The sequence below is a fragment of the Veillonella parvula genome, assembly GCF_945949885.1.
Lineage (GTDB): Bacteria > Bacillota > Negativicutes > Veillonellales > Veillonellaceae > Veillonella > Veillonella parvula_B.
In genome coordinates, this window is sequence record NZ_CAMFFZ010000020.1 from 1 (window position 1) to 23542 (window position 23542).

Annotated in this window: 17 protein-coding genes; 16 read left to right on the top strand and 1 reads right to left on the bottom strand. The window is 42.1% G+C overall.

All coding sequences use genetic code 11. From position 1 onward, the window contains the following. Window positions 1-448 precede the first annotated feature (448 nt). The 16 genes from Q7O55_RS06790 to Q7O55_RS06865 all read left to right on the top strand — a co-directional run bounded on the left by Q7O55_RS06790 (window position 449) and on the right by Q7O55_RS06865 (window position 22837). A complete protein-coding gene (locus Q7O55_RS06790) occupies window positions 449-820 on the top strand; it encodes a CGGC domain-containing protein (RefSeq protein WP_303929361.1) in 372 nt (123 codons plus the stop codon). Between the two features lie 154 nt (window positions 821-974). Continuing rightward, window positions 975-2147, top strand: a complete 1173-nt coding sequence (locus Q7O55_RS06795; protein ID WP_303929362.1) for a M48 family metallopeptidase — start codon at window positions 975-977, stop codon at window positions 2145-2147. A 639-nt stretch (window positions 2148-2786) separates the two neighbouring features. Further along, complete coding sequence (locus tag Q7O55_RS06800; RefSeq protein ID WP_004694376.1) at window positions 2787-3398, top strand: MotA/TolQ/ExbB proton channel family protein; 612 nt, start codon at window positions 2787-2789, stop codon at window positions 3396-3398. Beyond that, complete coding sequence (locus Q7O55_RS06805) at window positions 3395-3799, top strand: biopolymer transporter ExbD (RefSeq protein ID WP_303929363.1); 405 nt, start codon at window positions 3395-3397, stop codon at window positions 3797-3799. The genes Q7O55_RS06800 and Q7O55_RS06805 overlap by 4 nt, the downstream gene beginning before the upstream one ends. 4 nt (window positions 3800-3803) lie before the next feature. Next, a complete protein-coding gene (locus Q7O55_RS06810; RefSeq protein WP_303929364.1) occupies window positions 3804-4547 on the top strand; it encodes an energy transducer TonB in 744 nt (247 codons plus the stop codon). Between the two features lie 153 nt (window positions 4548-4700). Further along, the gene (locus Q7O55_RS06815) at window positions 4701-6647 is read left to right on the top strand and encodes a TonB-dependent receptor (RefSeq protein ID WP_303929365.1); all 1947 of its coding nucleotides are present in this window, start codon (window positions 4701-4703) and stop codon (window positions 6645-6647) included. Between the two features lie 133 nt (window positions 6648-6780). Then, window positions 6781-8766 carry a TonB-dependent siderophore receptor gene (locus Q7O55_RS06820; protein ID WP_303929366.1) on the top strand — a complete coding sequence of 662 codons (1986 nt, stop codon included), beginning with the start codon at window positions 6781-6783 and terminating at the stop codon, window positions 8764-8766. A 43-nt stretch (window positions 8767-8809) separates the two neighbouring features. Further along, the gene (locus Q7O55_RS06825; protein ID WP_303929367.1) at window positions 8810-9763 is read left to right on the top strand and encodes an ABC transporter substrate-binding protein; all 954 of its coding nucleotides are present in this window, start codon (window positions 8810-8812) and stop codon (window positions 9761-9763) included. After that, complete coding sequence (locus Q7O55_RS06830; RefSeq protein ID WP_303929368.1) at window positions 9756-10793, top strand: iron ABC transporter permease; 1038 nt, start codon at window positions 9756-9758, stop codon at window positions 10791-10793. The genes Q7O55_RS06825 and Q7O55_RS06830 overlap by 8 nt, the downstream gene beginning before the upstream one ends. Beyond that, window positions 10793-11638: an ABC transporter ATP-binding protein gene (locus tag Q7O55_RS06835; protein ID WP_303929369.1), complete on the top strand. Its 846-nt coding sequence runs from the start codon at window positions 10793-10795 to the stop codon at window positions 11636-11638. The genes Q7O55_RS06830 and Q7O55_RS06835 overlap by 1 nt, the downstream gene beginning before the upstream one ends. 84 nt (window positions 11639-11722) lie before the next feature. Next, window positions 11723-12652, top strand: coding sequence for an ATP-binding protein (locus Q7O55_RS06840; RefSeq protein WP_303929371.1), 930 nt, complete (start codon window positions 11723-11725; stop codon window positions 12650-12652). Between the two features lie 2 nt (window positions 12653-12654). Then, complete coding sequence (locus Q7O55_RS06845; RefSeq protein ID WP_303929373.1) at window positions 12655-14670, top strand: VWA domain-containing protein; 2016 nt, start codon at window positions 12655-12657, stop codon at window positions 14668-14670. A 3-nt stretch (window positions 14671-14673) separates the two neighbouring features. Beyond that, entirely contained in the window at window positions 14674-18297 is a 3624-nt protein-coding gene (gene cobN, locus Q7O55_RS06850) for a cobaltochelatase subunit CobN (protein WP_303929374.1), read from the top strand. Window position 18298: 1 nt separating this feature from the next. Next, a complete protein-coding gene (locus Q7O55_RS06855) occupies window positions 18299-19210 on the top strand; it encodes an ABC transporter substrate-binding protein (protein ID WP_303929375.1) in 912 nt (303 codons plus the stop codon). A gap of 22 nt (window positions 19211-19232) precedes the next feature. Then, window positions 19233-21101, top strand: a complete 1869-nt coding sequence (locus Q7O55_RS06860) for a TonB-dependent siderophore receptor (protein WP_303929376.1) — start codon at window positions 19233-19235, stop codon at window positions 21099-21101. A 413-nt stretch (window positions 21102-21514) separates the two neighbouring features. Next, on the top strand, window positions 21515-22837 hold the full coding sequence (locus Q7O55_RS06865; protein ID WP_303929377.1) for a pyridoxal phosphate-dependent aminotransferase: 1323 nt from the start codon (window positions 21515-21517) through the stop codon (window positions 22835-22837). Between the two features lie 156 nt (window positions 22838-22993). Here Q7O55_RS06865 and Q7O55_RS06870 read toward each other — a convergent pair whose 3' ends face one another. Then, entirely contained in the window at window positions 22994-23455 is a 462-nt protein-coding gene (locus Q7O55_RS06870) for a helix-turn-helix transcriptional regulator (RefSeq protein ID WP_303929378.1), read from the bottom strand. Between the last annotated feature and the right edge of the window lie 87 nt (window positions 23456-23542).

Here is a 23542-nt window from a genome sequence, read left to right on the forward strand (position 1 = left end):
AGGAAGCTGCTGATTGATTAAAGACACACCTGAGGGTGTGTCTTTTTTATGTATGGCTTCCTATCCTCCCAGGGTACCTGGTGAGCAGAGCAGTAGAAGATGGAGGAGTAAAGCGACGACAGGTTCACTGCATCGCTTAGTTCGGAGCGTAAGATGGACATGTAGCAATGCTACATAAGGCCATCCACAGCGATGAACACCCAGTATCCTGGAGGGAAAAGCCGTACATAAGAACTTGCTGATTAATAAAAAGAAAAAGGTCTACCTGTAGGTAGGCCTTTTTCTTTTTATGAGTCGTCGATTAGCATACCTACTAGAGCCGTCTCTAGCCAAGGTTGGAGAGGTAATAGCTATATATAATTAGCATTAATTAACGTGCTTTGAGATACGTATTTTTCTTATAGCTATGTTATACTAGTTCTAATACTATATTTTCATAGGAGGTCTTATGACTAAAAAAATTGCGGTCCTCGTGAATGAGGATACAATGCAGCGCTGTTCTTGTGGCGGTTGTTTGAAAGCATTTATGAATAAAGCGGATTCCTTTGAGCGTTATGCTGATGAGGATATTGAGTTGGTGGGGTTCACACATAGTGGTGGGGATCTAGCTAAGAAGATTGAGTCTTTTAAGAAAAAAGGTGTTACTACGGTACATCTTTCTACATGTACGCGTGGTAAGAATGAAAATTATGAAAGCATCGCAGAGCAGTGTGCTGAGGCGGGCTTTGATGTAGTAGGCTATACACATGGTGGCGCTGTTTCTAAAGATGGTAAAGAAGCGGTAGTACTTTCAGCTAAACCAGTAACGACAGATCAATAGTTAGCAATGTTTGAATTAACCATAATAGATTGCACCATCTTATGATAGATGAATGATTGTTCCATTATTCATTCTATATTTATACTAAACCTATATTATATAGATAGTATGTAAATTATGAGTGATATATTTATCATTTTGAGAGGTTGGGAGAATGAATAAGAAACTTACAGCGGCTACTTTATCTATCGCTATGGCAGTGACGATGGCACCTACTATGATGCAAACGGCGCCTGCTAATGCTGCATCTGCTGCAGTACAATCTTTAGCTGGTGGTGCCATTGCTATGGCTTACGTATCTACTGCATTAAATAAAATGGATAACTCTGCAGAGGGTCAAAAAGAAAGTTTGGCACGGGCAAAAGAGAAAACTGGTTACTTAAACGATAGTGCAGCTCAAGAACGGGTAAATCGAATTTTAAAAACCTTAGAGGCCACACCTAGTGTAAAACGTTCTTACGTTGTATATGCTAATCCAGATGAGGAGTTTAATGCGTTTGCCACCCTTGGTCGTGTTATGTCCGTTAATAAGGGTGCTCTAGATACACTGGATGATGATCAATTAGCATATGTTATGGCCCATGAAATCGCTCATGGTGAGCATAAAGATATTATCAATGGTGCTAAGAAACAAATCGGTCTTTCTACAGCAGTAGGCATTGCGGCTGGTGGCAGTGAAGGTGCGGCTATTTTATCTAATGTAGCAGGCAACTACTTATCCAACCAAGTGTTTACGATGAGTCAAGAAAAAGCTGCTGACGAGTTAGGTTTCAAGATTTTAAGTGAATCTCCATACAATGTGGGCGGTGCAGCTGGCTCTATGCTGGTACTTCGCAATAAAGTTGGGGAACACTACCGTGAAGGGCTTTCACAAGTGGTAGCCCCTAACAATCATCCTAAGTTGTCTGATCGCGTGAACAATAATATTTCTCGCATGTACACATACTCTGGAAATCATGTAAATGTATCTAATGGTACTGTGTACGTAAATGGCGATAATATCTATACTCCAGCAGGTAGCGGTCGTTATACGGGGGAAGAACGCGCTTTTTACATGGCCGGTAAATTGGCTCGCATGTATCACAACAATCAAGTAACACCAGGATCTGCATCCTATAATGGTGATACTGTAACTGTAGCAGGTCAATCTATTGTATCTACACCAAATGCGGACGTTGCATTACAAGTAGCTACAAATCTTAATAATGCATTTGTAAAGCCTGCAGGCTCTGCTGTTAATGCGAAAAAACCAGCGAAGGTTAAACAAGAAAAACCTAAAAAGACAAAAGAAAATAAAAAGGTAAAAGCTGATAAAGCTAAAAAATAAATGAGAGTTATAAATGGCATATAATTTGCTTTAAGGATTTATGTTATTATAATCAGAATAATCAGAGGACTGAGCCCATAAAGGCTTAGTCCTCTTTTTATATGGATTGTAATTTTTATAGTTTGAGTATAAGTTTATATGTTAATAAATTTATAAGATGTATTGAGGGATATACGAGTAAGAAATAGACTGTAAAGATATTGATAACCTTAGAGCATAAATATTGTTCATGTGTAAATAAATTATATTCATAAAGCAATAATAGATTCATAAAAATACAGAAAATCTTTTGAGAATGGAAAGTGAATTGTAATGGATTTATATCATAAAATATAAGAAATTATCTTGTTAAACATAGCTGTTATAGAAGGTTTTATTATATTTCTTGTAATATTTATGAATTATTTATGCGATGACTTAGTGTTGTCTATATATGGTGGATAGATGTATATTTAAGGTAGATGAAATATATAGTTAGAATGGAATCCTATAGAAATACCGTAACGGTAGGGGGTATAGGGTTATTGTACTTATACATGCTTTATAGGATAATGTCAATGTTGGTGGTTAATCTAATAATATAGATGACCATTTTTTTGTTAAATAATACGTAATTTTATACATTATATGGAGGCTATGATGGAGTATACAATTCACCTATTTAATGCAGGTGGTTTCGTTATGTATCCACTTGTACTATTCATGTTAGCAGCATGTACTATTTTATTTGAACGTATTCGTACGTACAGAAACATCAATCATGAGTTACAACAGTTGTCCGATAGCATTGATGCAGGTCGTAATAGTAATAATTGGTCTACTCTAGAAAATTCTATAAAAAATAGTGATGACGCATTGAGTAGATTCGTGTCTCCTATTGTGGAGTCTGTATATAGTGCGGAAGGTTTAGAGAACCGTTTACATGATGTGGTAGGTTACATGGATGAACGCTTAAAACGCGGCCTTAACTGGCTTAGCATGATGGTAACAATGGCTCCATTACTTGGACTTTTGGGGACTGTTGTTGGTATGATTCGATCCTTCGCAGCCGTTGGAGGCGATATTGGTGCGCCTACTGTTATCACAGGCGGCGTATCCGAAGCGTTGGTTGCCACTGCAACGGGGCTTTCAGTAGCCATCGTAGCATTAGCTATCCATAGTTGGTGTACAGATAAAGTAAATTCTGATATTGCAAAGTTAGAGCAAAAATTAGGTTCTATTATGGATTTATATATTAGGAGTCAACGATGAAACGTAGTTCAGTAGGCATACAAAAAGAACCTACCATCATGATTATACCTATGATTGATATCGTATTCTTCTTGCTCGTATTTTTCATGATGAGTACGCTATACATGAATACAGAGGAACAAATTCCTCTTAACTTACCAAAGGCCTCCTCTTCCTCTGCGAAGACGATTGAGCCTATCACGATTTCATTAACAGCTACACATAAAATGTATTTGAATGAACGTGAGATTGCCCCTGATCAATTGGGTAATGAAATTCAAGGGATTGTTGCAAAAGAACCTCAACAGGTATTTATTGTACGTGCCTCTGAGGATATTGCATATAAGGACGTTATCAATATTTTAGATAATCTTAAAATTAGTGGTGCTCGGTTTGTTAGCGTAGCTACAGAACGGAAGTGATTCTATGGTAGACAAACGATATGGAATTCCTTTCGTAGCTGCATTGGTATTAAATCTTGTATATTGGGGTGTTGTAGGTGATTGGTTTGGTCATATAAAACCTCCAGAAACACAAAAAAAAGACTTGGTTATCAACCTCGATATGGTGCAACCGGAACCTCCTGAGCAGGAGAAGAAACAGCAAGAGAAAATGGTCTCTGATGATAAAGAAAATGCTGCGGGCGGTAAGTCGGGTAGTGTATTACCGGATTTATCGGGAAAACCGACACCGGGCTTGCAAAATCTTAACCCTTATCTAGGTGGCAATGAAGCCGCTAGTATCAATCTACATGGGAATACAGATAATCCTGTAGGTGTTCCCGGCGATGGTGATACAACAGGCCCGGGTGGTGGACCTATTGGTAATGGTGGTAAAGCAAATGACGGCCCTGGTACACAGGGAGGCAATCCTGGGACTAGTGATACGGAAGGTTCAGGGTACTTTGATGTTTCGGGGTATCGTGCTAGATTAGATGCCAATAAAGTCATGCCAACACAAGCTGTACGAAGAGGTATTACAGGGACAGTCACTATTAGGGTTTATTTTGATGGCGAAGGTAATTATGTAAGTGCTGAAATTGAGGGGAGTAGCGGCTCTAGCCTTCTTGATAATGATGCCCTTGCCCTTGCAGCTAGGTCAGGTGGGGTTACCAATACAACTGGTGAGCCTAAATCAGATGTTTTTTATATAAGATATGAACTTGAATAATGATTATATTTGGAATGAGCCTAAATTGAATTAAATGGATTACAGTTTATGTAGGGGATATGAGAAGGTTCATATCCCCTACAACCAAATTCCCACTGTAGTTCGGAGGCTACAAATTAACAGAATTAACATAGTTTTAATAAAACATATAGGATGATGAATGAAATGAATAAACGTGTATATGTGGCCACAATGATGGCGTTACTTAGTATGAGTGTAAATGGTTATGCGGTAGATATGACAACTAATCAGAATCAAGAGTCGTCCAATGTAATCAATGTAACCGCCAATCACACAGCCCTTCTAGATTTGGACACACCTGTAGCGATGAATGTAATTACACCTGAGGAGTTAAAAAATACTGGTGCTACCACTGCTTTTGATGCGGTGGCGACCGTAGCAGGGGTAACAATAAATTCTTATGGTGCTGGCGGTGCCGATTTTGGTGGCATGGATAGCCGTACGAATATTCGAGGCCTTGACCGTGGTGCCCTTGTTCTTGTAAATGGCGTGCCTATGAACCTCAATGGCAAAGGTGGACTCGGCTCTATTCCTACGAGTGCCATAAAACGTATCGAAGTAGTGAAAGGAGCTGCTTCTACATTGTATGGTGCAGAGGCATTAGGTGGCGTTATTAATGTTATTACTAAGACTCCATCTACAGAGGGGGGCTCTGCTACGGTTGCCGTAGGTAATCAGGGTGCTAAACGCTTTGATGTGTCTTATGGTACAGATAAATTCATCGTTGGTATCGATAGAAAATACTGGGGCATGCAGGACCCATCCACACCGATTCGCTACGACTATGCAGGTACTAAAGGATATAACTACTATAGTACTCGCAACAAGGGCAATTCGTTGGGGCTCTTTATGGGTGGTAAGCTTTCAGATAAGGTAACATTGAATTTTAATCGTGCTGAAAGTAAATCGTCCTTTGGTCTAATCAGTACGGAAACAAATCCGGTTAATCAAGCAAGACATTCTACGACGTATCATTATAAGGATGATCGCAATAATGCTTCCTTAATTTATAAGGACAAGGGTACTACAGGAACCTTGTTCTATAATGACCGTACGATGCGTGGTACGAGCCGGGCGCACAATACGTCCCAAGCTAAGGCAACTGAAACAAGCTATCGCGCACGTCAATATGGTTTTGATGTACAGCATGAATGGGATTTTAGAGATGGTAAGGACTATTTAATCGCAGGTGTTACAGGTAAACAAGAAATCTATCATGCAACGGCTGTTCCTGTGTATATTCATCCTAAACGCAATAGTTATGCTGTGTATGGTAGTTATTCTTATGAAATTAACCCTAAATGGACATCTATTGTAGGTTTGCGTTACACCATAATCGATGACCCAATTAGGGATCAACATGTGTTGACGCCACAATTCCAATTGTTGCACTCTATCAATAAACAATCCTCCATGTATGTGAACATAGGGAAAGCTTTTACAATGCCTAGTTTGAGCGATACATTCCGTAGCGTTAGCCGTCGTTATACAGCGGTAAGCAGCAAAGGTCTCAAACCAGAAGAGGGTTGGAACTATGAAATTGGGTACAAGCGGATTAACAAAAAGGATGATTGGAAGGTTGATGTGTTCTATATGGATTTCAAAAACTTCTTCCAATGGCAACCGGATGCAAATGGTCGACCTTTGGTGCGAGTAAATGGCGGGAAATTCCGCAACGTGGGCATCGAAGCCGAATATGGTAGACGTTTATCCGACCGCCTCAAATGGAACGTGAGTGGTTCCTATTCTAATCCACGACAAAAGGAAATGAATGAAACTTATTGGAAACAAGCAGCTCCTAAATTACAGTTTACTTCAGGCATTCGTTATGAAAGCCCAACCTGGGAAGCTGGTACATCCTTTAGCTTTGTTACCAAACGTTTGCGCAATCGTGATGGCGGCTTAAATCCTAATATTGCCCTTTGGAATGCGTATGTAGGTTATCATTTCAACAAGGATGCAACACTTCGTCTCGATGCTCGTAACTTGTTAGACCGTCATAACGTTATCACTAATGGGGATTATGAATACTGGGGAGACCCATTTACATATGAATTGAGTTATACACAAAAATTCTAATATTTATTTATAGAGATTTATATAAAATCCAGTACTAATAGGGGGTATGGGTTTTGTGCAGCCCTTTTAAATGTGTAATAATACAATTATGTAGCTTTTATGAATAATTAGTGTGTATTACGAGGGATTTGTTATGAACAATCTTAAGAAACGACGGACTTCTGTACTTATAGGATTGGCTTTGATGGGATTATCTGTGCATGCATATGCAGTGGATGTAACGGCTACCACAGATACTCCTACTACGGTAGCATCTACTGAGGCAAATGGCGCATCTGAAAGTCATGTCATTAATGTAACAGCAAATCGCATGGCTCTTTTAGATTTAGATACGCCGGCTGCGATGGATGTTATTACTCAAAAGGACTTAGCTAATAGCGGTGCTAAAAATGCATTTGATGCAGTTAATATGGTACCAGGCATTACGTCTTTTTCCTATGGTGCATCCGGTCTTGAATATGGGGCTATGGATAGCCGTGTGAATATCCGTGGCCTTGAACGGGGATCCTTGATTCTCATGAATGGGGTACCGATGAACCTCAATGGCAAGGGCGGCCTTAGTTCTATTCCGACTAGCTCTATTGAACGCATTGAAGTATTAAAAGGTGCAGCCTCTGCTTTATATGGCGCTGATGCTATGAGTGGTGTTATCAATGTAATTACTAAGACTCCAAGTAAAGAAGGGGGCTCTGTTACGGTAGGTTTTGGTAATATGGGTCGCCAAACTTATAAAATTAACTATGGCACGCCTCGCTTCTTAATTGGTGTGGAGCGTAACTTCTTTGGTGCTCAAGATCCAGAAACCCCTATCCGCTCCGATATCGGTGCTTATGCTAGAGGCTATGAATATTATACAGCTCGTAACAAAGGGAATTCCTTAGGTGTATTTATGAGCGGTAAATTAAATGATAAGTTGACTTTGAACTTTAGCCGTTTTGAAGGTAATTCTTCCTTTGGACAGTTGAGTACGGAAACGAATCCTATTAAGCAAAAGCTTCACTCTACAACATATGCTTATAAAGATACTAAAAATAATGCGTCTTTAGTTTATAAAGATGGCTATACTACAGGTACAATCTTCTACAATGATAGAGATTTGCATGGTAAAAGTCGCATACATAGTAAAAAGACATATACGTTGAGTGATAATAACTATATTGCTCGACAATATGGTTTCGATGTGCAACATGAATGGGACTTCCGCGGTGGCAAGGACTATTTCATTGCAGGTGTACTTGGTAAACGAGAAACATATCGCACTACATCTGGTCCATACTATGGAAATCCACATCGCAATAGTTATGCCATTTATGGTACATACTCCTACCAAATCAATCCTAAATGGACTAGTATTTTAGGCTTGCGTTATTCGGATATTAAAGACCCTGTGAAAAATCAACGCGTATTAATTCCTCAGTTCCAATTACAACATCGTATTAACAAGGAATCATCCATGTACATAAATGTTGGTAAAGCCTTTAGAATGCCGAACTTAAGCGATACTTTCAAGAAAATTAATAAAGGCTATGCCTCTGTTAGTGGACGTAATTTGAAACCTGAAGAAGGTTGGAATTACGAATTAGGCTATAAACACATTACTAACAAAGATAGCTGGAAAGTAGCGCTCTTCTATATGGACTTTAAAAACTTCTTCTCTTGGAAACCGGATAGCAATGGTAAAAACACGATTCGCGTAAATGGTGGTCGCTATAGAAATGTCGGTATCGAAGCCCAATATGGTCGTAAATTAACAGATCACTTAAAAATGACTGTGGGTGCATCGTATTCTAATCCAAAACAACGAGAAATCGATAAGACCTATTGGAAACAAGCTAACCCTAAATTGCAATTTACAGGGGGTATCCATTACAATAGCTCAACTTGGACTGCAGGTACTAGCATCAACTTTGTCACAAAACGGATGAAGAACCGCGATGGCGGTACAAACCCAAATCTTATAGCTTGGAATGCATACGTAGGCTATCAGTTCAATGAAAACTCATCCTTGCGTTTAGATGCGCGTAACTTGTTGAACCGTCACAACGTTATTTCTAACGGTGACTGGGAATACTGGGATGAACCATTCAACTATCAACTTAGTTATACTCAAAAATTCTAGTCTTTATGTAATTGCTAATTAGAACTATACAAGGAGTATCGTCATGAATAAGAACATCAGGTTTCTCGTATGTTTGATGATACTCCTTTGTGTATGTATAACAGGTTGCGGTCCTCAAACGGAGGCCGGCATAACGACATATACTCGTTATGTTGAAAGCCACGATGGCGTTCGGGTAGGAGTACCAGAGCATCCGAAACGAATTTTAGCATTATCCTCTGCGTTCGACACCATTTTATTAGGACTTATAGAACCAGAACGCTTGGTAGGCATTAATAAACTGTCTACCTATGAGGAATATTCACTAGAGGCGAAGCGCGCAAAGCTGGTAAAGCCTGTTATGAGTTCTTATCCACTAGAGAAAATCATCGCCTTGAAGCCCGATTTAGTCATTGCTCCTGACTATATATCGGCAGATGTTATTTCCGGCTTACGCCACATGGGTATAGCCACTGTTGTGGTGTCATCGGGCTCTACGGTAGAGGGTGTCATTAAGAATGTGACGGAAGTTGCTCATATTATTGGCGAAGATGAGATGGGTAACTTTTATAATCAAAAAATTCGTAAAGAATTAGACGAAATGAAGCGTTTAGGAGAGTCCATTTCTCCTGAACAGCGCAAGACGGTTCTCTTTGTATCATCTATGGATGGCTATACGGGAACGGGCAGTCTCTTTGATGATATGTGTACATACATGAACGTCTATAATGCACCGAATCGGATTGGCTTACCGCCGCGCATACCCTTTGGGGAGGAGCGGGTGTTAGCCATGAATCCAGACTACATTTTTATTCCTTCCTATAAGGGAATGGACAAGAATTTGGCAGATCGATATTTAAAAAATCCGGCCTTTCAAAATCTGCCGGCTATCAAGGAAAATCGTGTGAAACCCTTACCGGCAGCGTACTTATATACTATGAATCAGCATATTGGCGAAGCGATGCTAGCCATTATGTATACTGTGTATCCTCAATTAGAAAGGAATTCTCATGACTAAACAGACACAACGCATCATGGCGATAACTCTGATTGGGGTATTGCTATGTATCGTGAGCTTATTGGCGCTCCATGTAGGGACCATTGTGATTCCTATTGGAGGGGGCGTCCAAAGTATTTTGAATGGTATGGGTATACCAGTGAGTTTTACTGAACCTATTTCTGCTGAACAAGAGGCGGTACTGTGGTTTATCCGCATGCCGCGCCTCATCATTGGACTACTCGTAGGCGGTGCCTTGGCAATCGCTGGTGCCGTTATGCAAGGGGTATTCTCGAATCCGTTGGCTGATCCAGGTATTATGGGCGTATCCGCAGGGGCATCTCTCGGTGCGGTTATCGCCATCGCCCTTGGTGTAACATCTCTTGGCATGTTTTACATGCCTGCCTTTGCCTTCGTAGGGGCCTTTGTATCCGTTGGGATTACTATATTGTTAACATGGCGTAATAACAAGCTTGACACGACCACCTTGTTGCTTGCTGGTGTAGCTGTTAGTATGCTGCTCGGTGCTTTCACATCGGGCATTTTGACTATGATTAATGAATACCGCTTGCGTGAATTCCTATTTTGGATGGTGGGTGGACTTGATTTTCGTCGCTGGGACCACGTTCTACTAGCGGTGGGGCCTATCATGACGGGCAGCGTTATATTAATGATGCTCGGTCGTCACCTGAATGTACTCGTTCTCGGCGATACAGAGGCGCGTGCCTTGGGTTTGCCTGTTATGGTGTATCGCATGCTATTCCTGTTTTTGGCATCTGTCGTTACTGCTACTGCGGTGTGCGTCAGTGGTTCTATTGGCTTTGTAGGCCTCGTGGTACCACATATTGTGCGTATCTTAGTAGGGCCAGATCATCGAATACTATTGCCTATGGCGGCCGTTGGAGGCGCACTATTCCTCGTGTTCTGTGATACCTTAGGTCGCGTTATCGCTCAGCCAGTTGAAATTCGCGTAGGTATCATGACGGCTCTATTAGGGGCACCATATTTTCTATATTTACTTCATCGCTTGCGTCGTAAAGGAGGGGCCTAATGAAACTAGATGTTCAATCTCTATCGGTCACATTAGGAGATACAACCATTGTAAAAGAGGCCTCCTTTGCTATTGACCGGGGCGAGTTCGTAGGCATTATCGGCCCTAATGGCTCCGGTAAAACAACGTTGTTAAAAGCATTGCGTGGCCTTTATCCTACATCTGGTGGAGATGTTGTGTGGGATGGTAAAAGCATCTCTTCTTTGAGCGATAAAGAAATCGCTCATCATGTGGCGTATATGCAACAGTCTGTAAATGTTTCCTTCGATTATGAAGCCATCGATATTGTGATGACCGCTCGTTATCCTTATTTGAAATGGTGGGAACAAGAAGGCCCTGAAGATAAGGTTATCGTTGAACAGGCTATGAAAGAGGTAGGCGTTTATCATCTGCGGAATCGTTCTGTACAATCTTTGAGTGGCGGTGAGCGTCAACGGGTATTCTTAGCAAAGGCTTTGGCACAACAAACAGAGGTCCTATTACTAGATGAGCCGACGGCTGCCCTCGATCTAGTATATGCTGACGATATCTTTCATGAGGGTCGCAGATTATGTGACGAAGGTAAAACGATTTTAATTGTCGTTCATGACTTAGAATTAGCCGCAAAATATTGCACTAAACTCGTCTTAGTTAGTGATGGTCACATCGTTGATGTAGGTGCACCTCGAGATGTGCTCACTGCAGATAATTTAAAAGCTGCCTTCCACTTGTCTGCAGCAGTTTACGACGATCCATATTTCAAACAACAACGTATCTTTGTGTTCCCAAAAGGAACTACGGATATTGAGGATTATAAACAAACAGAGACTAGTGGAGAGATGTCAATTGACCCTCAACTGAAATAGACATATGGGTGCCTATGTATAGGTCAGTAAATTTCCTGTTTATCTTGATATATTTGTATTGCTATTCCTAGCGAGGTCAGGCTTATGTTATATCCATTTACTGCTATTGTTGGTCAAGATGAAATGAAATTGGCTCTTTTGCTAAATGCTATCAATCCGTCCATCGGTGGTGTGTTAATTGAGGGCGAAAAGGGTACTGCAAAGTCTACGGCTGTACGTGCATTGCCAAGCCTGTTACCTCCGATGGAAACAGGGACTGATGCGATGACCGTAGTAGAATTACCTATAAATGCTACGGAAGATCGCGTTGTAGGGTCTATTAATTTAGAAAAGGCCTTGCAAGAGGGGGTAAAAGCTTTTGAACCGGGGATTTTACACGCAGCACATCAAAATATTCTCTATGTAGATGAGGTGAATCTATTAGATGACCATATTGTAGATATTTTGCTAGACGTGGCCGCTATGGGGGTAAACACGGTAGAGCGTGAAGGGGTAAGCCATTCTCATCCATCTCGCTTCATCCTCGTCGGAACTATGAACCCTGAAGAGGGGGACCTCAGACCTCAGCTATTAGACCGCTTTGGGTTGTCCGTCATGGTCTATGGTGAACAGGATCCAGCCCAGCGGATGGAGGTGATTAAGCGACGTCTTGCATTTGGCGATGCTCCAGAAGCGTTTATAGCGTCTTATGAGGAATCGGAGCAAGCATTACATGAGCGCTTGCTACAAGCTCGCAAATTATTACCAACCATTATTCCCTCCGATGATAGTTTGCTTAAGATAGCGAGCATCAGCATTGGTGTCGGCGTTGATGGACATCGGCCAGACATTACGATGATGCACACCGCTCGTGCTCATGCAGCCTTTCACGGTCGCTCACAAATCATAGATGACGACATTAAGGTGGCCGCAAGATTGACGTTAAAACATCGCATGCGGAGATTGCCTTTTGAAGAACAAGGTCACGACGAAGACCGCATTGATACAGTAGTATCTGCGGTAATCGAGGGCTAGCTATGGAAACATCTGTACAAGAAGCCCTCAAAATAGGTCTTGTAAACGACCAGATACATAGCATCGTCATTTCTGGGGGGACTGGTGTCGGTAAAAGTTTTATGGTTCGTCAGTGCCTCGACACATGGCATATTTCCTATCGTGTTATACCGGTTTATATAGATAACTCACAACTTCAAGAAAGCATCGATTTTGAAGCCTCTCTCGAGCAAGGTAAGATGATCATGACCTCTAGCCTACTAGATGATGATAATACGCGATGCTGGCTCATCGATGATGGTCATGTTCTATCTCCAGAAGTGCGTCATGCCTTATTAACAGAGGCAAAACGCCGCCAAATCTTGTTGATTATGACCATAAACCATGAGGATAGAGCCTTAACTGATGCGGAATGGGAACTCGTAGACGTACACGTATCTATGGAACCAACTTCATTGGAATCTAGGGTAGCGGTATTACAACAAACTCGAGATGGAATTTCTTGCGCAGATACTGTGTTACCTTCAATAGAAGAGCACCCACCTGAGGATGTAGTTAGTTTAATCGATCATAAGCGGATTTCATCTATTGCCGTTCCTGATGCAATGATTTCATTAGCCATTTCCTATGCACTCCAAGCTCGTACTGTAGGTCACGGTGCAGAGTTTGTATTGCTCCAAGTTATGAAATCACTGGCTCTTCTTGAGGGTGTTTCTTACTGTAAGCCCATTCATGCAGAGCGGGGCGCTCTTTATGTACTGCCTCATCGGATGAAGCGTGATGACACAACCACATCACAGCCTTCACAAGAGGCGAATGAAAATAGTAAAACGGATAGAGATCAACTAGAAAATAGGGCTGAACATGCATCGGACCAAGCTGATGAAGATGCACAATATGAAGCGGACCAAAATGATTCTATGGGAAATGAAGCAGCTCCTAAGGATTCAAACGCTAATGATGGGGACACTCATTCTGCTATGAATAGTGCAGAAGATGCATCTTCTCAGCAAGACGATTCAAGTGAAGCTGATGGTTCTAATCAATCTAACGACTTAGATGCTACACAGAAGGAATCCTGTGATTCCGAAGTTATGAACGTAGGTGGAGACGACTCACAACGCTTATCCTCTTTATGTTTGCCCGATACGGTTGCCCGTATAGCTAACCAATTATTCCAATGGAAACTAGAATCCTCTAAAACAGTAGACCGTCAGTATCGCAAGGGCTCAGGTCGTCGCCTCATGACCAAAACAAAGGACATTAGAGGGCGTATGATTCGAGCTTACCAAGATGAACATGCCTTAGAGGACTTGGCGCTAGTAGATACGTTGCGAGCGGCAGCACCTTATCAACGATTGCGGGCTGCTACTAAAATGGAACAAGAAAAGCTATCTACTCAGTCCCAGCAATTAAAGCAACAAGGCGGCAAGGGATTATCTTTAGTGATAAAACCTCAGGATTACCGCCGAAAAGCCCGTGAAAAGCGTATTGGTGCATACCAGCTTTTCGTAGTAGATGCCAGTGGGTCTATGGCGGCGCGTCATCGTATGGAGGCCACTAAAGCGGCTATTCTCAGTCTCTTGCGAGATTCTTATATCCACCGTGATTCGGTAGGGCTCATTGCGTTCCGCAAGGAGTCGGCAGAGGTGTTATTGCCTTTCACGCGTAGCGTAGAGCGAGCAGAGCGACTGTTAGCCTCTATGCCTACAGGCGGTAAAACGCCATTAGCTCACGGTTTACGGATGGCCTATACCATGTGCGATAAATTGTTGCGTGCCCATCGGGCGGAACGAATTCAGATTATATGTATCACCGATGGTCGAGCTACGTCGGGTGATTCTGAGGACCCTGTAGCGGAGTCCAAGCAATGGGCTCGTATCCTTGGTACTTTGCCTGTAGATTGTATCGTTATCGATACGGAAACGGGCTTTATCAAACTTGGATTGGCTAAGGAATTATGTAAATTGATGAATGGCAGTTATTATGCCATGGATACTATTACGGCAGAGCGTATTTTGCGAGTGTCTCGGAGGTAGATCATGAGTCGACTCATGTATATTTCTAACTTAGGAAAACAAATCCAATATATAGAAAAGGCCGTTGCTACCTACCCTGAATTGATACAAGGTGAGGTGGATATTTGCAATATGAAAAATCCTCCTCTCTGGGACGGTGATTTTGAAAGTCGCCTTCGTGCTGCCGATGTAGTACTCGTAACAAACATGGGGGTTGGCTTAGACTCGCCATTCTTAGAACGCCTTGAACGATGGCTATATGCGCATCATCCAAAATACTGGATCGATGTGGTAGAGCCTAAGAAAACGGATATTTTGTATCGTAATATAGATGAGGATAAACGGATTCGTCTTGAAAGTTATCGTCGTACTAGTGGCATCATGAACTATGTGCGGCTCATTAACGGTGCTTTCAGTACAAAACCAATTTCTGAATGGGAAGAACCTGACCGAATTCCGTGGCAAGCCATTATGGGGCGAGCAGGCAATATCTATGAGTCCTATGATGAGTTTATGGATGCCGAAGGGAACCCTGATTGGCCGTCCATTGCGGTGTACTTTTACCGTGACGAGTGGATTATGGGGGATATTTATTATCAACAGGCCTTATTTGAAGAAATTTATAAACATCAGTACAATCCGATTATTTTTTATGGTCAATACGGTTCGAATCCTCGCGTAGGCATTCCGAATATGAAATTGTCCATGAACCATCTTTTTGGGAAGGATGTATTCCCCTTTGACGTGCTTATCAATACTTGTAAATTCTCCTTCCAGTCCTTAGGGGCTCAAACCTTGGAGGAGTTAAAATTACAGGACGTACCTATCGTTCAAGGTTATACCATATACATGGATGAGAAATCCTGGGCTGAGAATCCACAAGGGGTAACGCCGTTAGATGTGAATTTATCCATATCACAGCCTGAGTTAGATGGTGTTATTCAAGGCGGTGTAGTGGCTTGTCAGACCTTTGATGAGCGTGGTCACTATGTGTATTTACCTGTGAAAGAGCGCATTGCAGCCGTCGTTCAGCGAGCTATTAAATGGTCTAAGTTGCGTTATATTCCTGTATCTGAGCGAAAGATAGCCATTATTTTACACAACTATCCGCCTAAGAATTCTAATATTGGTTCTGCAGCAGGCCTTGATACGCCTGAGTCGGTGCTACGATTATTAGAACAGATGAAAGAGGAAGGTTATACGATAGATTTTGTGCCTGATACGAGTGCAGATTTAATGGACATTGTTACATCCCACATGACAAACGACCGCTCCATGCTTACCGATGAGTTGCTAGCTTCGGCTGAAGGTCGCTTGAGCAGTAAGGATTACAAAGCATACTTTGAAACACTGCCAGCAGATACGCAACAAGCTATGGTTACATCTTGGGGGGAGGCCCCAGGAGATGTATTTGTCTACGATGATGAAGTCATCATTCCAGGTTTTTCCAATGGTAATCTGTGGATTACGGTGCAACCACCGCGCGGTTTCGGAGAGAATGTATCTGCCATCTATCACGATCCATGTTTGCCTCCACCGCATCAATACTTGGCGTTCTACCATTGGGTTCGGAATGTCTTTGAAGCGGATGCGGTCATTCATGTAGGCACACATGGCTCCTTAGAATGGCTACCAGGTAAGGGGGCTGGTCTCAGTGCTAGCTGTTATCCTGAAATCGGCATCTCTAGTTTGCCAAATATTTACCCATACTGGACAACCATCATTGGAGAAGGCATACAGGCTAAGCGGCGTAGTTCAGCCTGTTTAGTGGGTCACTTGTCGCCACCGATGACGACGGCGGGACTCTACGATGAATTTGAAGAACTAGAAGCTTTACTAGATGAGCATAGTCATTTTGAACAGGAGCATCCTGAGAGTGTAGCTGACATAGGCGAAGTGATTCGCGAAAAGGCCCTGGCCTGTCATCTTATCGATGAAGAAAAGGGGCCTACTATGTTGGTGGACGATATAATTACAGAAGTTCACGAAAAGCTAAGCGACTTAAAGCATATGCAAATGCGTAACGGTTTACATATCTTGGGTCAAGGCCCTGAGGGGACAGATTTAGAAGAATTTATTACTGCTATCATACGGACCCCTCAAGGGGATATTGCATCAGGTCTTGAAACGCTAGCCGCTGAGTTAGGGTATGATTGGTCGTATCTAGAGGAACATGCTGGCGAAGTCAATGATGACGGAATTCGTAATAATGTGATTATCGATAGAATTTGGCAGGAATTACGAGCGTTTGTGTCTAATATTATACATAAACCAGATTATAAGGCACCTCAAAGTTTAGAGCCTTTGGTAGGTGACATAGTTCGTGAGTATATACCTAAATTAGGTCAAACCAAAAATGAGCTCAGTTCTATCTCTAAAGCCTTACAAGGAACCTATGTTGAACCTGGCCCCGGTGGAGCCCCATCGAGTGGTCAAGTCGATGTATTACCTACGGGTCGTAACTTTTATGGTTTAGATGAAAGAGCCTTGCCTACAAAGATAGCCTACCAATTAGGTATAGAGCTTGCAGATCAAGTTATGGCTGATTATATTTTAAATGAACAGCGCTATCCCGAGACGATAGGGATTATCTTATGGGCTAGTAGCAACTCTAGAAGTCATGGTCAGTGTTTAGGTGAATTCCTCTACTTGTTGGGGGTTCGTCCTAAATGGCAATCTAACGGTCGTATTTCAGGTCTCGAGGTTATTCCGCTAGATGAATTACAACGCCCTCGTATCGACGTGATGGGCCGCATCAGTGGTCTTATTCGAGATATGATGCCTACTGCCATTAGTTGGCTCGACAAGGCAGTTGAAATGGTGGCAGAATTAGATGAGTCCTTGGAAGACAACTACGTGAAAAAGCATATTCATGATGATGTGGATTGGCTCGTTGAACAAGGTGAAGATCCTATGCTAGCCACTAAAAAGGCGCGCATTCGTATCTTTGGCGACCCACCACAAGCCTATGGCACGGATGTGGGAGCCCTGATTGAAGGGAAAAATTGGGAGTCCTTAAGCGACATTGCACAAGTTTACAGCAAGTGGAGTAGCTTTCACCTGCATGAGGACATTCCTCAGGATATGAGGCTATTCCAACGGCGATTAACTACGATGGATGTAACCATTAAGAACGAAGATAATCGGGAAACGCACATTTTGAGTGCTGATGATTATTACAGCTATCATGGTGGTCTCATTGCGGCGGTGCGAAATGCAAAAGGTAGTGCCCCTCGTGCCTATGTGGGGGATAGTACAGATCGCAGCCGCGTCGTGATGCGGTCCTTATCGGATGAGTTTCGCCGCGTTGTACAAGGGGAAACGCAGAATCCGAAATTCATTCAGGCCATGATGAACCATGGCTACAAAGGGGCATCGGATATGTCTAATGTGGTCTCTCATAGTTTTGGCTGGGATGTTACCAGTGATGTGGTGCCTGACTGGGTTTATGAGGGGTATGCTAACAAATATGCTTTAGACAAAGTGGTGCAAGACTGGATGCGCAATGTAAACCCTTGGGCCTTACAGCGCATTGCAGAAATTTTGTTAGAAGCTGCTCAACGTGGCTATTGGGATGCAGATCTAGATATGCTGGAGGAATTGCAGTCTCTATATATTTCAATGGAAGGTGTTATAGAAGGTCGTTAGTATGAAACAAAGAATATCTCTTATATGTACCATAGTAATGATGGTATTTCTAGTGGTCGGTTGTGGTCCTACTCAGACGGGGACTACAGGCACGACACATCAAGTTACGGATGGTACAGGGGTAACCGTTATGGTGCCTAACGAGCCGAAGCGCATCGTTCCTGTCGCTGCGAGCACAGAGGATATTGTGTTATCTTTGGTTGATCCGAGTCGAGTGGCAGCAGTTGGTACTGTGCCTAACAATGTGCCTGACGAGTCTGCCAAGGTCGAGAAACATGTGAAAGCAACTGCTGAATCCATGCTCTCAGTACAACCTGATCTAGTGTTAGTTCCAAACTGGATGTCTCCGGATGCGATTGGGGAAATGCGGAATATGCAGATTCCCGTTTACGTCTATAAGACTCCGACTACGGTAGAGGAAGCAAAGGCTGTTATCCATGAAATTGCAGGTCTTTTACATGCTTCGGATGAAAAGATGATCGCTAGCATGGATGCAGATTTGAAAACCGTTGAAGAAATAGCGAATAAACATACCGGTGAGCGTCCTGTAGTGGCATTTTATACGCAATTTGGTTTAACCGGCGGCAAGGGATCAACCTTTGATGATATGACAAAATATCTGAAGGTTACCAATGCAGCTGCCCAATTAGGATTAGGACCTTTTGATAATGGGACGAGAGAGGATTTAATTAAAGCGAATCCGGACATTATTATCATCCCGTCGGTGGCCTATACTTCGGATGGTACTACGCCGGCAACGGCAGAACAACTCTATTCTGATCCTGCTTTGCAAGGTGTTAAGGCCATCGCCAATCGTCGTGTGGTCCTCGTAGATTCCTCGCAGGTCATGAGTTATTCCCAATTTATGACTCGTGCAATGGTTTCTATGGCACAAAATATATATAGCAAGTGATTTAGTGTGTGTGGAGGTTTTTATGAAAGTATCAAGAATGCAACGATTATCCCTATACGTAGGGTTAGCCCTCGTATTTGGTAGTACTTTGAGTGCTCCTAATGTATTAGCTGTTGAAGCTGGTGATGCGAAAGAAGCGCATACCATTGTTGTTACCGCAACTCGTAGTGAACAACAGCTTTCAGAAGTGCCAGCTAGTGTAGGCGTAGTAACAGGTGACGATATTCGTGAGCGCCATGCTACGAATATGAACGAAGCCTTGAACATCGTACCGGGCGTAGATATTAATACGTACGGTGGTGGCGTAGGTTACACGAACTCCAATGCATTCCGCATCAATGGGTCTGACCAAGTATTGTATTTAGTAGACGGCATCAATATGGGCGCAGCAGGGGTGAATCCGCCGATGACTATTTTGAAAGATATGTCTAGCATTGATCGCATTGAAGTTCAACGTGGTGCAGGCTCTACATTGTATGGTTCCGGTGCCATCGGTGGTGTAGTAAACGTGATCACTGCAAAACCTGAGCAAGGTGTACAAACTAAACTTCGCGTAATGGGCGGTAGCAATGATTTAGAGCAATACGCAATTACCAACGAAGGTAGCAAAAAAGATTGGTATTGGCGTGTAGGCATACAAAAAGATATCATTGGCTCCTACAAAGATGGTCATGGCGTGCGCATTCCTCAACATGGCAACAGCCACACTGCATCTTTCATGGTGGGCAATACAATCAATGATAAGAACGATGTAAAAATATCTTACGACACATATCGTGGTGATGTAATGTACTCCGACCATTTGGGTGCCCTTAATCACATTCGTTATGGTAATGAAGCGAATGACTCCTTACGCGCGATTTGGAACAACAAAATCAGCAATCGTTGGAGTCATCAATTATACTTGATGAACAATCATTATAAAACAACATATGATGGGTACTTAACGGATGTGAAGACTCGTGGTATTGGGGATCAAGTTACGTATAAAGCAAAAGACCATATTGTAGTAGGCGGCTTTGATTGGAGACAAGATAAGGTGCTTAACATGGGTGGCGTGAAGCTTACAAATACATCTTACTTCATTCAAGATGAATGGAAATTTGCTCCTAAGTGGACTGTAACGCCAGGTATCCGCGTTGACCATCATTCCTCCTTCGGTACTCATACATCTCCATCCATCAGCCTTGGCTATGATGTAAATGAGAAGACAAATGTATATGCTGCGTATAAAGAGTACTTCTTGGCACCTACACCATACCAATTATTTGATGGCTTCAATGGCAACCGCAATTTGAAACCGGAAACAGGTCATGAATTTGATTTAGGTGTACACCACAAATTCGGTAAAACATGGAATAGTAATCTTAGCTTCTTCAGCCGTAGTACGAAGGATAAAATCGGTTGGGTTATGACTGATCCGGCAAATTTCACAGGTCAATATCGCAATTTTGACACTGAAAAAGCTCGTGGCATCAATGCGGATGTGCGTAAACAATTGACTAATCACTTGTCCGCACGTCTTGGCTATACGTATACTCATATCGATGCAACACCAACTCGCAAAGCAAACCGTGATGGATATGTACCAAAACATGCTGTTAACGCAGGCCTTGATTACAACGATGCTAAATGGGATGCTCATTTGGATATTCGTGGTATTATCAATCGTCCTGGTACAGCAGATAATGTATTCCCACGTAAAACATACTGGTTGGCTGATATTAGCGCTAACTATCGCATACGCGAAAATGTTACTGTATTTGGTCGTATCAATAATATCTTTGATACATACTATGCGGAACAATCTAGCGTTCGTTGGGGCAACCCAGGTGACTGGTGGCCAGGTCAAGGTCGCAACTTCCGCCTAGGTGTAGAAGTGACTATCTAATAGATATAACTACTGCAATGGTTCGATTATAAAGCTATACTAATAATTGACAATTACGTCGTAGTTATTTGTATAGCTTCAAGAAGTAATCTATTTCATGGTGAAAGAGCCTCTCGTGGGGCTCTTTCATTTTTATTATAGTTTTTGATGGTATATTGAGACCGCACTAAGTACCATGAGAGTTATTTTCAATAACCGATAAATTAAGTATATAGGTAAATAAGTATATGTTATAAAACTATAGATTTTCTATAGTAAAAGCTCTATAATATTATGTATCTATCTATAGGTATTCATAGTTTATGTTTTGTGATGTATTTGTATATTTGCTTGTATAGTAAGTGTTTTGTTACTTTCATAGTTATCAAAACCTTCCAATGGAGAAGGTTGATTTTTAGAGGAGTTGGATCGAAATGAAACAACCAGAATTATCGCCGTATATGATGGCTCGGAAGCCGTCTGGCATTCGCCTAGGACAAATTAAATTCTTGGAACGTAAGAACCCGCCTATCTTGGTGAATGGTTCTATTGGCAATGTAATGCGTCCTATGCATCCCGCCATGCAGCGTAGGTTGTTTGATTTGGGCGGTGTCAATAGCCCGTTCCATAATGGGATTGTGCCATATGTACCAACTACGGGCACTGATGAGTGCCGTGAAGCGTTTCTCCACATTTTGCGCAGTCAAGGTTTTGATACGACAGGGCTTGATGTACTTGTAACAGACGGTGCATCCATGGCGATGGAAATCATCATGCTCGGCGTATGTGGTGGTGCTGGCGAAGAAGAACGTCCTCTTTTGATGTTCAATCCTTCTTATACAAACTATGATGCAGTAGGTCTTCGCATTGGTCGTAAAACGGTTACTGTAGAACGGGAGCTCAATGAAAATGGTGAGTTCGAATTGCCCTCTGTAGAGACTGTTGAACAACGCATTATCGAGACAAAACCTGGGGCGTTGCTTATCATTCCTTATGATAATCCTACAGGTCAATTGTTTAGCAAAGAAACGCTTATTGAATATACTAAATTGTGCGTTAAACATAATTTATGGATTATCTCTGACGAAGCGTACCGTGAATTGGCTTATGAAAAAGGGAAAGAAACATCTAGCATTTGGGCCTTAACCGATAAAGATGTGCCTGGCATCGAAGGCCGCCGTATCAGCCTTGAAACGGCTAGCAAGGTTTGGAATGCGTGCGGACTTCGCATTGGAGCTATCATTACGGATAACAAATTGTGTTATGAAAAATCTGTTGCGGAATATACGGCAAACCTCAGCGCTAATACATTGGGCCAATATATCTTTGGCGCATTGAAACATGAGTCCTACGCGCAATTGCACAACTGGTATGAGCAACAACGCGACTACTATCGTCAAATGATCTTTGAACTCCACAAAGGTTTTAAAGAGGTGGAACCGGACTTTATCGTGTCTCGCCCTGAAGCGTCTATTTACTTTGTAATCGACGTGAGAAAGGTTGCAAAACCTGGCTTTGATGGTGTAGAATTTGCTTCTTGGTGTGCCGAACACGGTGCAGTAAGCCTTGATGATGGCAAGGAATATACACTCCTCATGGCGCCGCTCAATGGTTTCTATAGCGGTAAAAACGGCAATGATAACCCTGGTAAAACACAATTGCGCGTATCTTTCTGTGAAAACCCAGATTTATTGCGATTGGCTCCTGAATTATTATCTAAATTATTCAGAGCTTACGAAGCACAACGAAATGTATAAAAGTAAAGAGTGCCCTCCCAAATGGGAAGGCACTCTTTTTAAGTTATGAGTTGTATATATACTATAAGTGGTATAGTATCACATAAAAAGAGCTATAACATTCGAAATTATAGCTCTTTTCGTTTTTCCCTAGATATGGTAAGTAGGGAAGGGCTTTTATTTACTTTCTTCATCATGCTGCGGTCCCTTAGTACGTATTTCGACTGCCATTTGCTCGCTAGGTATGGAGCTTTCATCAGTTGATGGATATGAAGTGTCTTCTAAGATAACCGTTTCTAATAATTTGTTAATTTCATCAGACTGTATGGATACTTCTTTGTTGTACCATTCGCCAAATTCGTGAATAACCTCTTCGTTGCGACGGAAATAGGTATATTGGTCGATTTTACGCGATTCTACAAGTTCAGCATTCTCTAAGATGCTCATAAATGTAGAAATAGAAGATTGCGATACACCGCAGCGCTTTTGGATACTCTTAACGCTTACACTATATGGAAAGTCGATAAGCGTATTAGCGTGTACTTGTACACCGAATTCTTTCTCCGGGTGTTTTAGCCACAATATAATATCTAACCGATGCGGATTTGATAATGCTTTCAAGATTTTTAACGGGTCCATAGGGCCTCCTCTTAATTAAAAAATAACGAGTTCCCAACCTTGACCGTGGACTTGCATTATGCGGTCGTATTATACGCGTCTTGCTCC

Coding starts and splice junctions, on each gene's coding strand:
- Q7O55_RS06790 (WP_303929361.1), top strand. CDS start 449: ATGACTAAAAAAATTGCGGTCCTCGTGAATGAGGATACAATGCAGCGC.
- Q7O55_RS06795 (WP_303929362.1), top strand. CDS start 975: ATGAATAAGAAACTTACAGCGGCTACTTTATCTATCGCTATGGCAGTG.
- Q7O55_RS06800 (WP_004694376.1), top strand. CDS start 2,787: ATGGAGTATACAATTCACCTATTTAATGCAGGTGGTTTCGTTATGTAT.
- Q7O55_RS06805 (WP_303929363.1), top strand. CDS start 3,395: ATGAAACGTAGTTCAGTAGGCATACAAAAAGAACCTACCATCATGATT.
- Q7O55_RS06810 (WP_303929364.1), top strand. CDS start 3,804: ATGGTAGACAAACGATATGGAATTCCTTTCGTAGCTGCATTGGTATTA.
- Q7O55_RS06815 (WP_303929365.1), top strand. CDS start 4,701: ATGATGAATGAAATGAATAAACGTGTATATGTGGCCACAATGATGGCG.
- Q7O55_RS06820 (WP_303929366.1), top strand. CDS start 6,781: ATGAACAATCTTAAGAAACGACGGACTTCTGTACTTATAGGATTGGCT.
- Q7O55_RS06825 (WP_303929367.1), top strand. CDS start 8,810: ATGAATAAGAACATCAGGTTTCTCGTATGTTTGATGATACTCCTTTGT.
- Q7O55_RS06830 (WP_303929368.1), top strand. CDS start 9,756: ATGACTAAACAGACACAACGCATCATGGCGATAACTCTGATTGGGGTA.
- Q7O55_RS06835 (WP_303929369.1), top strand. CDS start 10,793: ATGAAACTAGATGTTCAATCTCTATCGGTCACATTAGGAGATACAACC.
- Q7O55_RS06840 (WP_303929371.1), top strand. CDS start 11,723: ATGTTATATCCATTTACTGCTATTGTTGGTCAAGATGAAATGAAATTG.
- Q7O55_RS06845 (WP_303929373.1), top strand. CDS start 12,655: ATGGAAACATCTGTACAAGAAGCCCTCAAAATAGGTCTTGTAAACGAC.
- cobN (WP_303929374.1), top strand. CDS start 14,674: ATGAGTCGACTCATGTATATTTCTAACTTAGGAAAACAAATCCAATAT.
- Q7O55_RS06855 (WP_303929375.1), top strand. CDS start 18,299: ATGAAACAAAGAATATCTCTTATATGTACCATAGTAATGATGGTATTT.
- Q7O55_RS06860 (WP_303929376.1), top strand. CDS start 19,233: ATGAAAGTATCAAGAATGCAACGATTATCCCTATACGTAGGGTTAGCC.
- Q7O55_RS06865 (WP_303929377.1), top strand. CDS start 21,515: ATGAAACAACCAGAATTATCGCCGTATATGATGGCTCGGAAGCCGTCT.
- Q7O55_RS06870 (WP_303929378.1), bottom strand. CDS start 23,455: ATGGACCCGTTAAAAATCTTGAAAGCATTATCAAATCCGCATCGGTTA.